This is a genomic window from Roseovarius sp. E0-M6 (assembly GCF_037083845.1).
Taxonomy (GTDB): domain Bacteria; phylum Pseudomonadota; class Alphaproteobacteria; order Rhodobacterales; family Rhodobacteraceae; genus Roseovarius.
Window position 1 is genome coordinate 344913 of sequence record NZ_JBAPLA010000002.1, and the last position, 12603, is coordinate 357515.

13 protein-coding genes are annotated in these 12603 nt (G+C 56.0%); 5 read left to right on the forward strand and 8 right to left on the reverse strand.

Annotation, left to right across the window (positions count from 1 at the left end):
- The first annotated feature begins 2 nt into the window (after positions 1 to 2).
- From lptA to V8359_RS08060, 4 genes are all read left to right on the forward strand, one after another.
- Entirely contained in the window at positions 3 to 473 is a 471-nt protein-coding gene (lptA, locus tag V8359_RS08045; RefSeq protein WP_336428614.1) for a lipopolysaccharide transport periplasmic protein LptA, read from the forward strand.
- On the forward strand, positions 470 to 1228 hold the full coding sequence (gene lptB / locus V8359_RS08050; RefSeq protein WP_336428249.1) for an LPS export ABC transporter ATP-binding protein: 759 nt from the start codon (positions 470 to 472) through the stop codon (positions 1226 to 1228). The genes lptA and lptB overlap by 4 nt, the downstream gene beginning before the upstream one ends.
- A gap of 249 nt (positions 1229 to 1477) precedes the next feature.
- Positions 1478 to 2041, forward strand: a complete 564-nt coding sequence (gene hpf, locus V8359_RS08055) for a ribosome hibernation-promoting factor, HPF/YfiA family (RefSeq protein ID WP_336428250.1) — start codon at positions 1478 to 1480, stop codon at positions 2039 to 2041.
- Positions 2042 to 2088: 47 nt separating this feature from the next.
- Positions 2089 to 2553, forward strand: a complete 465-nt coding sequence (locus tag V8359_RS08060) for a PTS sugar transporter subunit IIA (protein WP_336428251.1) — start codon at positions 2089 to 2091, stop codon at positions 2551 to 2553.
- Positions 2554 to 2556: 3 nt separating this feature from the next.
- On the opposite strand, the gene V8359_RS08065 is transcribed toward V8359_RS08060, so the two are convergent.
- From V8359_RS08065 to cysQ, 8 genes are all read right to left on the reverse strand, one after another.
- Positions 2557 to 3984: a sulfotransferase family 2 domain-containing protein gene (locus V8359_RS08065; RefSeq protein ID WP_336428252.1), complete on the reverse strand. Its 1428-nt coding sequence runs from the start codon at positions 3982 to 3984 to the stop codon at positions 2557 to 2559.
- Between the two features lie 6 nt (positions 3985 to 3990).
- A complete protein-coding gene (locus V8359_RS08070) occupies positions 3991 to 5691 on the reverse strand; it encodes a DUF5927 domain-containing protein (RefSeq protein ID WP_336428253.1) in 1701 nt (566 codons plus the stop codon).
- Positions 5692 to 5710: 19 nt separating this feature from the next.
- A complete protein-coding gene (locus V8359_RS08075) occupies positions 5711 to 6697 on the reverse strand; it encodes a glycosyltransferase family 2 protein (RefSeq protein WP_336428615.1) in 987 nt (328 codons plus the stop codon).
- 172 nt (positions 6698 to 6869) lie between these two features.
- Positions 6870 to 7868 (reverse strand): glycosyltransferase family 2 protein, encoded by a 999-nt coding sequence (locus V8359_RS08080; RefSeq protein ID WP_336428254.1) that lies wholly within the window; start codon positions 7866 to 7868, stop codon positions 6870 to 6872.
- Between the two features lie 123 nt (positions 7869 to 7991).
- Positions 7992 to 8975: a UDP-glucose 4-epimerase GalE gene (gene galE, locus V8359_RS08085; RefSeq protein WP_336428255.1), complete on the reverse strand. Its 984-nt coding sequence runs from the start codon at positions 8973 to 8975 to the stop codon at positions 7992 to 7994.
- 20 nt (positions 8976 to 8995) lie between these two features.
- Entirely contained in the window at positions 8996 to 9889 is an 894-nt protein-coding gene (galU, locus tag V8359_RS08090) for a UTP--glucose-1-phosphate uridylyltransferase GalU (protein WP_336428256.1), read from the reverse strand.
- A gap of 153 nt (positions 9890 to 10042) precedes the next feature.
- Entirely contained in the window at positions 10043 to 10843 is an 801-nt protein-coding gene (locus V8359_RS08095) for a 3-deoxy-manno-octulosonate cytidylyltransferase (protein WP_336428257.1), read from the reverse strand.
- Positions 10843 to 11640, reverse strand: coding sequence for a 3'(2'),5'-bisphosphate nucleotidase CysQ (gene cysQ, locus V8359_RS08100; RefSeq protein ID WP_336428258.1), 798 nt, complete (start codon positions 11638 to 11640; stop codon positions 10843 to 10845). Before cysQ ends, V8359_RS08095 begins: the two co-directional genes overlap by 1 nt.
- 126 nt (positions 11641 to 11766) lie before the next feature.
- On the opposite strand from cysQ, the gene V8359_RS08105 reads away from it, so the two are divergent.
- A complete protein-coding gene (locus V8359_RS08105; RefSeq protein WP_336428259.1) occupies positions 11767 to 12588 on the forward strand; it encodes an ABC transporter permease in 822 nt (273 codons plus the stop codon).
- Positions 12589 to 12603 lie beyond the last annotated feature (15 nt).

Genomic DNA, 12603 nt, shown 5'->3' on the forward strand with positions numbered 1-12603 from the left:
CGATGCTTGGCGCAGGGGCAAATTTTGCCAGCGCTCAGGCACAAGGAGCGCAGGTGGCGTTCGGTTCGTCTCCGCAGGATGGCGACCTTCCGGTCGAAGTGACCGCGGATCAGCTTTCGGTGGATCAAAATGACGGCACGGCGATTTTCACCGGCGGGGTTGTTATTGCTCAGGGTGAAATGCGGCTTTCTGCACCATGGGTGAAGGTTCACTATCTCGACGATCAGTCAGGTATCGAAAAGCTTGAGGCCAAACAGGGCGTGACGCTCGTCAGTGGCGAGGATGCCGCGGAATCGAGTCGTGCCGACTATAACGTCGAGACCGGGATTATCACGATGGTGGGTGATGTTCTTCTGGTTCAGGGGCAAAGCGCGATCACGGGCGATAACATGTTCGTCGATACCGTGGCCGGAACCGCGCGCATGACAGGCCGAGTGAAGACCGTTCTGCAGCCACAAGCGGAGCAACAATGAAAAGGCCCGACCTCAAACTGGCCCACGAGGCGCAGGGATTAAAGATTTCCAACCTGCGAAAAAGCTATCGCAAACGCGTTGTCATTCGTGATGTCTCGCTCGAGGTGAAGCAGGGTGAGGTTGCCGCGCTTCTGGGGCCCAATGGCTCGGGCAAGACGACCACGTTTTACGCCATTGCGGGCCTTGTTCAGCCAGAGGCTGGCAAGGTCGAAATTGACGGCCGCGATGCGACCCGATTGCCCATGTATCGCAGAGCCAGACTTGGTATCGGATATCTGCCGCAGGAAATGTCGATCTTTCGGGGGCTTTCGGTTGAGGATAACATCATGTCGATCCTCGACATCACCCATGCAGACCGCCACAAGCGACGAGAGCGGCTTGAGGAGCTTTTGTCGGAATTCTCGATCGAGCATCTGCGCCGGGCGCCGGCCCTCGCGCTTTCGGGCGGTGAGAGACGGCGGGTCGAAATCGCGCGATGCCTTGCCGCCGAGCCCCGCTATCTGCTTCTGGATGAGCCCTTCGCGGGCGTAGATCCCATCAGTGTGGGCGATATTCGTCACCTTGTCGCCGATCTCAAGAAGCGAGGGATCGGCGTGCTTATCACCGACCACAATGTGCGCGAGACGCTCGAGATTGTTGATCGCGCCTACATCCTGCACGATGGGCGCGTGCTTATGTCCGGAACGGCGGATGATGTCGTGGCGAACGAAAACGTGCGCCGGGTCTACTTGGGCGAGAATTTCAAGATTTACTGAAAGCTCTTTGGAACGTGATGCATGCGCTGGATTGAGCTGCGCTTGGACATTGACAAGAGATGCAGAACGCGCGTCAATTGGAGCATGACATTTGTGCTCTTCGGATTTTTCGGATCGCGCCCCCAATACACTGGGGCCAGAAACGAACACGAAAGCCAAATGTCTTATCTCAACGGTCTAAACTGAACGATTGCAACGGGGATGCCCCGTCAGCAAACGCGGTGTGGCCTGACAATCGAAGGAGACGAGATGCGGTATAAAATCAGTGGAAAACAGATCGACATCGGCGACGCGTTGCAGACCCATGTCAAAAATTCGCTTGGTGCAGCCGTCGAGAAATATGCGGAGCGCCCGACTGACGCGAATGTGATTTTCTCGAAGAATGCCAGCGAGTTCGTGTGTGAAGCCACCGTGCATCTCTCCACTGGTCTTACGGCGCAAGCTCGTGCGCATTCCCACGAAATATATGGCGCATTCGATTCGTGTTGCGAGAAAATGGAAAAGCAGTTGCGCCGATACAAGCGCAGATTGAAGGATCATCACCGCGAGCGTGCAGAGCCGGTTGAACTTCTTGGTGCATCCACTTATATCCTCGCCTCGGAAAACGAGGATGTGGAATCAGAGCCTGACTCCTTGCAGCCCATCATCATCGCCGAGACCGAGACCACGATCCCGGCGCTCAGCGTTGGTGAGGCGGTCATGCAGATGGAGCTTTCTGGAGCGCCGGTTCTTGTCTTTCGCAATGAGGCAAAGGATGGATTGAACGTTGTATATCGTCGGGACGACGGGAACATCGGGTGGATAGATCCTTAAAATTATAGACTGTGGGTGCCTGCGAGGCAGACCTGTCGGAGCGATTGATGGACTTTACAAATATCCTCAAGCCTGAGGCAGTGCGTGTTCTCTCCACGGTGTCGAGCAAAAAACGGCTCATGCATGAGTTGGGTGATGTGGCGGCGTCGGTGCATCACCTTGACCCGCAGAGTGTGATTGATGCGCTTCTCGAACGTGAAAACCTAGGACCGACAGGTGTTGGCAACGGTGTGGCTTTGCCACATGCGCGACTTGATGGAATTTCGGATGTCCGGGGGGCTTTCGTTCTTCTGGAAAAGCCGGTGGATTTCGATTCAGTTGATCGTCAGCCGGTCGATCTTGTTTTCGCACTGTTCGCTCCGGTGGATGCCGGGGTCGAGCATTTGAAGGCGCTGGCGCTCGTCTCGAGGACACTTCGTGACAAGGGCATCTGCGGAAAACTCCGGTCAAACCCGGATCCCAGCACGATCCACACGATCCTTACAGAAGCTCAGGCCGTACAAGCGGCCTAAGTCTCAGGCCCAAGGGCCGAAGCCGAACATCACATAGTCTTTCTGATAAATTTCCGCGCATAGCGTCTCGATCTCGGGATCGTAGATTTCGGTAAGCGCGAAAGGCGTCACAAACTCGGGTTCGGGCATGGGTGGCGGGTCATCGCAGCCCATAGCACGGGCAAGGGCGGGCAACGCAGTGGCCATCTCGTCTTCGCGAAGGATATGATCCGGGAGCATGAAATTCGCCATGCCCGAGACGATGGATGATTGGGTTGCCCAGCTTGCGTCGACCCGAAAGCTGGTTTGACCGCGCAGATTGGCCTTGATGATCTCAAGATAGGCAAGAAACGCCGTGCGGTGCGCGCGGCGATCATAGCCGTCTTCGGGGCCCGGACCCGGGATCGGTAACTTGTGAAAGTTACGCATTGTGCGACGAATCTCGGGGAAACACTCGGGCCCGCGATTCAGAATGCGCCTGCAAAACGCGTCATGCGCCCGCGCAACCGGATGGCGCAGAACGGTAAAGCTTCGGTGAAGCTTGTTGCGCCGCTTCCATTTTCGCAGATCTTTCTGGGCGAGCTTGGTCGGAAGATCCTCGGCTCGGGCGCCATCAAGTGCTCCGAGCCAGTCCTTGATCTGTTTTTCGGGCCCTGAGCGCACGGGCATGAAGAGCAACGGGGCGCGCAGACCGGTGACAAAGCCCGGGACCGCAGGCCCGCGGCGTGGCTCGAAATCGGGCGTGCGGGTCAGGTTGAAGCGGTCCTGTCCGGCAAGCGCCTGAGCCATCTCCTCGAAGTTATCAACCTTGTCGGATAACGGTTCGGGATTTTGAATTTTAAGTTTGGTATCGAGCGTCTCAAGTTTTTCGTCACTGCCCAGAAAGCTGGCGAGACCATTAATCACATCAAGGTCGTTCAGATCCTCATAACCGATATAAAAAGCCGTCTGACCGGTTTTTTGCAGCCGTTCCATCAGGAGCCTCTGAAAGCTCTGAAGCGTGTCTAGGTGCGCCTCAAACTCGGCGGCGTCGAACTGTGCCTTGGCGTCGCGGCGGCGCTTCACGTTGGTCAGCTTCCATTGCCCGGTTTCCTGAGCGATCTTGAGGGAGACATAGCTTTCGGCCGGGTTGCGGTTCAGAATGATTTTCGCACATCGCGAATCCTCAAGGCAGATTTCGAGCGCGCGTGGATCGTGGTCGTGAAAGAAGCGAAAGCCACCCATTCCGTTGCTCTGATCGCGGATCGTTTCGATCAGGCGCTTGGGATCACCTTCGCGCATGGCCTGTGTCACGCCAAGAATTTCAGTTCGGTTGGGATAGCCGATGAACAGCAGGTTAAACGCCTCACCGTGGCATTCGAACGATTCAAAAGCGTTGAGATTGGACTCGAGCAGGTTCGAGCCGGTGCGCATCTCGGCAAAGAGCACAAAATAATCAAATCGGGAGGTCATGGATATTTATCGCACCAAATAGGGTTTGCGCGGAGGTTCTTGCGTCGATTGCGGGTGTTGAGACACCGGGAAATTCCCCATCAGATACGGATGCATGCCTTGGTTCTTTAGGTTCTGAAGAAACTGACCAAAGCCCGTCAAATCCGACATACGCGGCACTTCGGCAAGGCTGCGGGTGCCTTGAACCGGTCCGATCTCGTCTATGATGAGCTGAAGCGGTTCCATCGGCGCCTCGATGAACTCGGCCATGCTCCAGATGCGCACGCGGGCCTTTGTCCAGGACGATCTGAGAATTTCGAGATGCTTGCTTTCGATCTGTTGAAGGCGGGCAGCTTCGCGCCGGATTTCGGCAAAATTCATGTTGGACTTGAACAGAGGCACAGCCCACGCGCCGGAAATGATCGAAACCTGTGCATTGGGGTCTTTTGCGATGTCCCAATTGATGTCCTGATTGTCTCCGGGCCCGAATTGAAAGCACTGCCGCTCGCCGCGCGTATTCCAGATCAGATTGGCCAGGAAGGCGCGCGTGTTGTAATCACGCAACGCTGTACTGTCGCTGAGTGCGCCATTCATGACGGTCTGACCTTCCGAAAACTCTGCGCGATCCGGTGCAAAAAGGTGTCCGTGCACGCGTGCTCCCGTCATCCGGGTGAGCCAGATTTCGAAGTTTTCGAAGAGTTCGGCAAACCCCTGAAAAACAGAGTATTGGGCAGAGGTCAGGCCGTTTTCGCGAGTTTCCACCGGGAAGCGGCTTTGCATATAGAGGCCGGTGCGTCCGCGTGTCCGACGCTCGACCGCCTTGGCAAAAATCCGGTCAATCTTGCCCGGGTTTGGTTCGGTTTTTTTCATGGCGCCGGCTTCGTCGGTCAGGAACGCCTCGTAGAGCCGGTTCGCATGAGGCCAGATCTTGCGCGCGACAAAACAGTCAGAGCGGCGCAAAAGCTGAAGGTGATCATCGTAGAAAATATGAGGCTTACCCTGATAATCAAACTTTGAAAGGGTCAGGGACCGGCTTTCGATATGGCGGGAATACTGTCTGGACAGCGTCTGAAAATAGCTTTCATCAGGAATCCACACGCGCCGGAAATAGCGGTCGTACTTCTCACGATCAGGATCGTCGAGGATGGCCGACAGCGTCTGACGGGTCAGACACCACCATTGCGAACCCATATGCGGTATGAGCCCGTTTGGTATGCGGCGTTTAAACCTTATAAGGCGCTGAAATTGAACGTATTTGTCAAAAAGGATACGATGTTTGCGCCACGAGAAGGGGAAGCGGAGCGTGAACCTTTCCTCATCCAACCCGCCGATGGTCCATGGGACGTCTGCGGTGGTCGCACTTTCGATAAAATCGGTCTGTGGACGCTCCGCGAGGTAATCGATCAGTTCACGAACCGGGCGAAGCGGAAGGCAGGATCCGGATGCGAGATAGACGTGCCGGACCTGAGGAAATTCATCCAGCATGATGCGCGATGCCGATTGCGACGCGGCCACAAGCCCCCATGTTCCCCATTCGCAGCGGTGTCGTTTGCAGAACTTGATGTCCGGCAGATCCGAAAGCGCCTCGATGAATGCTTTGTAGGATTTGCGGGGGACGTTTGCATCGGCGTGAATCACGATAGGGCACCCCGCAGCGGCCCAATGACGTGCGACCTGCTCGGCCCTTCCCAGCGCGGTGTGGACCAACATGACGATACCGACACTCACAGATTTGCTGCCTTTTCCCTCATGCCCAGTTCCCCTTCGACATAAGCCCGAGGATTTCGAGTTGCCTCCAGTTTATATATTTTTCCGACCATTTGCACCAAAGCTCTGGTGTCTCGCGCAGGTTTTCGGCGTAGGCCTTGTATTCGATTGAGCCGCGATAGTGCTGTTTTCGGTTCAATTCCTCCTCGGCCTTGAGGGTGAACGTGTCCAAAAACTTGGCATGAAGAAGAATTCCCGACGCCATTTCTCCGCCCCACTGATCGTATACGTGGTTCAGGCCGCGCGGGAGCAGCATATGGGTCGAGCTGACATAGGCATAGCGCCTGTTCCACTTCACAAGTGGGATCTTGTTGAGGGCGGGCGCCTTTTTGGGCTTGTCGGGGAAGAAGACACGGGCACGAGGGCCGCCTTGAATCCAGAGATTGCCGAACTTCTTGTTCTTTTCGATCATGTAATTCCCAGGATCGAACCATGAGGCGATCTCGATAGGGTCCTGACCGCGGCGATAGGGGACCGCATCGATCCGGCCCTTTGGGTACATGTCCAGAAGCATGGCACCGAAAGACTTGATCGCCGAACTGTCGAGCCAGTCTGTCAATGCCCGGATAGGACGCGTGTCGCAAAACGGATAAACAAAGAATTCATCAGGATCGACAACAAGCGTCCAGTGGTCGTGCCCATATTTCTGCTGAAGCCAATTGATCCAGTCGACGCCAAACCGTGATCGCTTGTAGCTTCCTTTCGTGTGCCAGACCGAGACGTCCGGCTGATCGGCGAGGTAATCGCCGCTTCCATCGTCGCTGTTGTTGTCCACGATCAAAAAGTGGCTGATACCAAGATCGCGATAATATTTCAGGAAGTAAGGCAGGCGCACATGCTCGTTCCTGAGGGTCGAGAAAAGAAGCACGTCCTTTGGTTTGATCAGTTCGGTGCGGTCCGCCACTGAGCGCAGGCCAAAATGCTTGCGAAATGCGCGCGCCTTGGCGTGCTTGCGCCTGATGCGCATCTTGTATGATTGCCACACGCTCACGCGGCATCGCTCCGCAATACCTGATCCGAAATATGCACAGACTTACCCACCCGAGCTTAACATTTTCTTGGCTTCGGAAATTCGGGCGCTCCCCAAAGTTCGCCCGCACGATAGAACCTTGTTTCCAATGGGTAAACAATATTTGCTATCAAAGCCACAGCCCCCTTGATATAAGGCCCATCGCCTCGAGCTGTCGCCACCCTAGATAGCGGGACGATCCTTCGCACCAGAGATCGGGATTGGCCGTCAAGTTATCGTAGTAATCCTCATAAAGTGATGAATTCGCAAAATGCTCGCCGCGCTGCTTTTCTTCGGCGGATTTTTCTATGATCGTGTGCAGGAACTTGGTGTGCAAAAGAGCGCCACAAAGCCTTTCTCCGCCTGAATCGTCGTAGACATGGTTAAGGCGGCGCGGCAGGATCGAGTGTGTGGAGCTTACATAGGCAAAACGGCGGTCCCATTTCACCAAGGGGATCTTACCCATCGTCGGCGCGCGCCGGGGTTTTTCAGCAAAGAACATCCTCGCTCTCGGGCCACCTTGAATCCAAAGATTTTGAAGGCGTGGTTGCCGTTGAATCGTGTAATTTCCACTGTCGAACCACGAGAGAATCTCGGTCGGGTCCTGCCCGGCATGATAGGTTCGGGCCTCAAGAGGCCCCTTCGGATACATGTCAAGCATCAATGCCCCGAAAGACCCGATCTCACGATCATCGAGCCATTCTGTCAACGCAGAGAGCGGGCGGGTTTCGTGGAAGGGATAGATGAAAATCTCGTCCGCATCGAGCGTCAGGCACCAATGACCGTGCCCGTGAAGCATTTGCAGCCACGTCAGCCAATCCACCCCGAACCGGGACAGCCGATAACTATGGGGTGTTGTCCAGACCGACACATCCGGCTGCGTGCGCAGATAGTCGGCGGTTCCGTCATCGCTTTGATTGTCGACAAATAGGAAATGACCGACCCCAAGCTTACGGTGATGCTCAAGGAAATAAGGCAGGCGCACCGCCTCGTTGCGGACGGTGGAAAAGCACAGGATCGTGTCGGGGCGAATGTTACCCGTGCGATCGCTGAGCGGTGTCAGCTGCCGTCGCTTGCGCAACGCACGCAACAGTAGCCTGCGCCGTTTCCAGCGCAGACGATAGGCCATGGTCAGCTCCGATAGCTGACCTGAGCGATCCTGCCTTGCGTGCATTCGACCCTAATCCATGGTCTTGGGGTTCATAAGCGCATGATACCCGGGGGCTGTGGCAGACCGAGGGCAGAATCGCGCCTATTTCTCGGAATGTCCAGTTTGGTGCCAGCGCCAAGCATCGGTGACCATCTGTTTCATCGTTGAGCGATGTGGCCGCCATCCAAGCTCGATCTCCGCTCTCGTAGACCCCGAAACAAGGCATGTGCAGTCGCCCGGACGGCGCGGTCCTTCGGTTACGGGAACGGGTTTGTTTGTCACATGCGCCGACTGATCGATTACCTCGCGGACGGTAAAACCGCTTCCTGTGCCAAGATTGAACACTCGGCTTTCTTTCCCGTTTTCGAGCCAGTTCAAGCCCTTTACATGCGCGTCCACCAGATCCATCACATGCACATAGTCCCGGATACATGTGCCGTCGGGTGTATCATAATCCGTGCCATGGATCGTTAGCGATGCGCGTTTTCCGGCAATGGTGTCCAGAACGAGCGGTATGAGATGGGTTTCAGGTTGGTGATGCTCTCCCACCTCGGCCTCCGGATCGGCGCCGGCCACGTTGAAATAGCGGAAAATAACGTGGTGTAGGCCGTGGGCCTTTTCGAAATCGTGCAGAATATCCTCAATGGCGCGTTTCGAGGCGCCATAGGCGTTGATGGGGTGTTGGGGCGACTCCTCGTCCAGAACGATGTTGTCCTGATCGCCATAGGTGGCGCAGGTGGATGAAAAGACAAAATTAGTGCATTCCGCAGCGACGGCCGCCTCGAGCAAATTGAGTGAGCCGGCCACGTTGTTGCGCCAGTAAAGGCCTGGTTTGACCATGCTTTCGCCCACCTGACTGAGGGCTGCGAAATGCATCACGGCGGTGGGGGCGTATTTCTCAAAGACCTCGTCGAGGCGTTTGCGGTCAAGAAGATCGCCCCGTTCGAACGGTCCGAATTTGACCGCCTCCTGCCAGCCGGTGCAGAGATTATCGAAAGTGACCGGTGTATAGCCCGCAGCCCGCAGCGCCTTGCAGGCATGCGAGCCGATGTAACCGGCGCCGCCGGTAACAAGAATATGTGTCATGCCCCCTCCCGTTGCGCAGATTACTGCGCGGCCTGACGCGACTGAATGATGTCGTGAAGATAGTTTTCCAGTTCTTCCCGAAGGTCGTCCCGGGCCAGTGCGAAGGCCACTGTTGCCTGAAGGAAGCCAGCTTTCGAGCCACAATCAAAGCGCTGTCCGCGGAAGCGGAACCCATAAACCTCTTCGCCATCCGCGCGTGCGTCGTCAATGGCATCGGTCAGTTGAATTTCGCCTCCTGCGCCGGGCTTCTTCTTATTGAGCTTCTGAAGAACGGTCGGCGTCAGGATATAGCGCCCGATCATGGCAAGGTTTGACGGCGCGTCGCCCGGCGACGGCTTTTCGACCATGCCCTTTGTTGAGACGATCGACCCCATATCCTCCTTGACGTCGAGTATGCCGTAGGATGACGCCATATCGTCGGGCACTTCCATGGCCGCAACGATGTTTGACTGGGTTTCCTCGAACGCTTCCACCATCTGAGCCAGACAGGATTTTTCAGCGGCGATCACGTCATCGGGCAGGATCACTGCAAAGGGTTCGTTCGCGATAAGGCGCCGCGCGCACCAGACTGCGTGTCCAAGACCAAGCGGTTTGTGCTGCCGCATATAGGCGATCTCGCCCGAGTCCATGTTGGTTGATTTCAGGATCTCCAGAAGATCGTCCTTACCCTTCTTGCGCAGTTCCTGTTCGAGCGCGGGGGCGTTGTCAAAATAATCCTCAAGCGCGCCCTTGCCACGCGAGGTGATGAAAATGAACTCCTTGATGCCAGCTTCGCGGGCTTCGTCGATGGCGTATTGCACCAACGGCCGGTCCACCAGCGTCATGATTTCCTTGGGAACGGATTTGGTCGCGGGTAGAAAACGGGTTCCCATGCCCGCAACCGGAAAAATAGCCTTAGTGACTTTGGTGCGCATTGCCTGATCCTCAAAACCGATTATTTTTTAACCCACTCTACACCAACTCAATGGTAGTTGGCCAAATATTACCGAAGATGTGGACATTTTTTTGACAGAGTTGCGGGTTCTTTGCCAAAATTTGACACGGCTGATCGCGGTAAACTGGTACTGTCAGGCCATGCCCATATGCGCCATCATCTCTTCAAGCCGGGGCACGTCTTCTGGATTGTTCAATTCCCAGAATTGCCGGTCTCGCGCATCGACTTCGACACAGAGAATGGGGGTATTGTTCTCAAGAAAGCGCAATTGCTCGAGCCCTTCCAACTGTTCGAGCGGGCCGGGCGCCAAACTGCGATAGCGTTCGAGGGCCTGAGGACGGTAAGCGTAAACGCCGACATGGTGAAAAACAGGCGTCGGGTCCGCGTCGGCAAAGGTCGTCCCGGTATAGGGCACAACCTCTTTCGAGAAATAAAGCGCGTGGCGGTTGCCCGCGAACACGGCGGTCGTTCCTCCAACGCGGCCGTTGCGCCGATCCTCGAGAAACCCGTTCAATGCAGCGCCGTCGCAACGCAAGACCGGTGTCGCGACATGTGCCTCCGGGTCATTGCGTAGCCCCTCCACGAGGTTTTCGACGAACCAATGAGGCGTGAGCGGAGCGTCACCTTGCAAATTAACAACGATATCAAAATCTTCGCCGAGATTGTCCAGCGCCTCGGCGCAGCGTTCAGTGCCGTTGGCGCATTCGGGCGATGTCATCACCACCTCGGCGCCGAATGCGTTGGCGGCGTCCCGGATCCGCTCATCATCCGTGGCCACGACCACACGGTCGACGCCTGCAACCTGACACGCCGCTTCCCATGAGCGTTGCACGAGGCTCTTGGTTTCGCCTGTGGCGCCGGTGAGCGTGGCCAACGGTTTGCCGGGATAGCGCGTGGAGGCATAGCGGGCGGGTATCGCGATAAGAACCGACATCAGGAGTCTTTGAGCTCCACGTCGGGAGCATACGCGATGAAGAACGGATTTGCGAACCCGTCCTTGCCATAGGTGAGAGGTGTCTGGTCATCGAAACGCGCAACAAATCCGCCAGCACCCTTGAGAACGGCGTGCCCAGCAGCCGTGTCCCATTCCATCGTGCGCCCAAGGCGTGGATAGAGGTCGGCCTCGCCGGTTGCCACCAGACAGAATTTGAGCGAAGAACCCGCGCTTTTCATATCCTTCACTGAATACTTGCCAATATAGTCATCCGTCGCCTGATCCCGGTGCGATTTAGATGCAACGACCATGAGCGCGTCATTGTCGGACTGCGCCACGCGCATGGCGGTCAGCATACCAATGCTGTCCTTGTCGAAAGGCCCCGTTTCCTCTTTGGCGTGGCCAACCTCATCGGTGAAAAACATACGCCCCTTGGCCGGAGCATAGACCACCCCGCGCGTCGGTTCGCCGTCTTCGACCAAGGCGATATTCACGGTGAAATCGCCGCGGCGGTGAATGAACTCCTTGGTGCCGTCCAACGGATCGACGATGAGAAAGGTCCGTGCTTGTTCGGTATGCGAGGCGGCCTGCTCTTCGGTAACGAGCGCGACGTCCGGAAATTCCGCCCGAAGGCCCGCCGATATGATGTCATCCGCGGCCTGATCTGCCGCGGTCACAGGGCTGTCGTCAGACTTTACCTTGACGTCAAAGTCGTCGGCTTCGTAAATTTCCATGATACGGTCGCCAGCCTCGAGCGCCAATCGGCGCATGACCGTCACCAGTTTGGAATAATCCAAGTGAATGCTCCTTTGTCCAATAATTTTGAACAGTTGATCCGTTGCCTCGCCCCTCTTATGGTATCGTAATAACGGGACAGCAAGAATTCCGTGATATTTTCCGAATAGAGCAGCCCCGGTGCGGTCATGTTTGAACAGGTAAAGCCCAAGTCACGGACTAAATCGGCTTTCTCGATTCTCGAGCTGATTTATCATTCCATAGTGAGGGATGTGCGCAAGTCGCATGGTAACGCACTCATGGCGCTGATGATGAACATTCTTCAGGCGGTGGTGTTCATCGGCGCGTTCTATTTCATGTTCACGGTTCTGGGCTTGCGCGGTGCTGCGCTCAGGGGAGATTTCCTGCTTTATATCATGTCGGGAATCTTTCTTTTTCTTACCCACATCAAGACCGTGGCCGCAGTGGCCGGGGCCGAGGGGCCTTCGTCGCCGATGATGAAGCACGCCCCGATGAACACCGTGATTTCCGTCACGGCAAGCGCGCTTGGCTCGCTCTACATGCAGTTCCTGACGCTGGTGATCGTTCTCTTTGTTTATCACGTTGCGATCACACCCTTCGAGATAGATGAGCCGTTCAAAGCGATGGGAGCATTTCTGCTTGCGTGGTTCACGGCGGTCGGTGTGGGCGTTATTCTGTTCGCGATCAAGCCGTGGTTTCCAGGGTTCGTTCAGACCTTCACGACGATCTATCAACGGGCGAACATGATTGCTTCTGGCAAGATGTTCGTCGCCAACACTTTGCCAAGCTATATGCTTGCGATGTTCGACTGGAACCCACTGTTTCATTGCATTGATCAGGCGCGGGGCTTTGTCTTTATCAACTATTTTCCCCGCAACTCCTCGATCGAATACCCTTTGTATCTTGGGTTGATCCTTCTGATGATCGGGCTTTTGGGTGAATTTTATACCCGTCAGCAAGCCTCGCTCAGCTGGGAGGCGCGGCGCTGACCGTGTCGTTCCAAA

What these genes read in the sequence shown, in the direction of transcription:
- galE (WP_336428255.1), bottom strand. Translation starts at nt 8,975, where the DNA reads ATGACACATATTCTTGTTACCGGCGGCGCCGGTTACATCGGCTCGCAT.
- hpf (WP_336428250.1), top strand. Translation starts at nt 1,478, where the DNA reads ATGCGGTATAAAATCAGTGGAAAACAGATCGACATCGGCGACGCGTTG.
- V8359_RS08095 (WP_336428257.1), bottom strand. Translation starts at nt 10,843, where the DNA reads ATGTCGGTTCTTATCGCGATACCCGCCCGCTATGCCTCCACGCGCTAT.
- lptB (WP_336428249.1), top strand. Translation starts at nt 470, where the DNA reads ATGAAAAGGCCCGACCTCAAACTGGCCCACGAGGCGCAGGGATTAAAG.
- V8359_RS08065 (WP_336428252.1), bottom strand. Translation starts at nt 3,984, where the DNA reads ATGACCTCCCGATTTGATTATTTTGTGCTCTTTGCCGAGATGCGCACC.
- V8359_RS08105 (WP_336428259.1), top strand. Translation starts at nt 11,767, where the DNA reads ATGTTTGAACAGGTAAAGCCCAAGTCACGGACTAAATCGGCTTTCTCG.
- galU (WP_336428256.1), bottom strand. Translation starts at nt 9,889, where the DNA reads ATGCGCACCAAAGTCACTAAGGCTATTTTTCCGGTTGCGGGCATGGGA.
- V8359_RS08060 (WP_336428251.1), top strand. Translation starts at nt 2,089, where the DNA reads ATGGACTTTACAAATATCCTCAAGCCTGAGGCAGTGCGTGTTCTCTCC.
- lptA (WP_336428614.1), top strand. Translation starts at nt 3, where the DNA reads ATGCTTGGCGCAGGGGCAAATTTTGCCAGCGCTCAGGCACAAGGAGCG.
- V8359_RS08075 (WP_336428615.1), bottom strand. Translation starts at nt 6,697, where the DNA reads ATGCGCATCAGGCGCAAGCACGCCAAGGCGCGCGCATTTCGCAAGCAT.
- V8359_RS08080 (WP_336428254.1), bottom strand. Translation starts at nt 7,868, where the DNA reads ATGGCCTATCGTCTGCGCTGGAAACGGCGCAGGCTACTGTTGCGTGCG.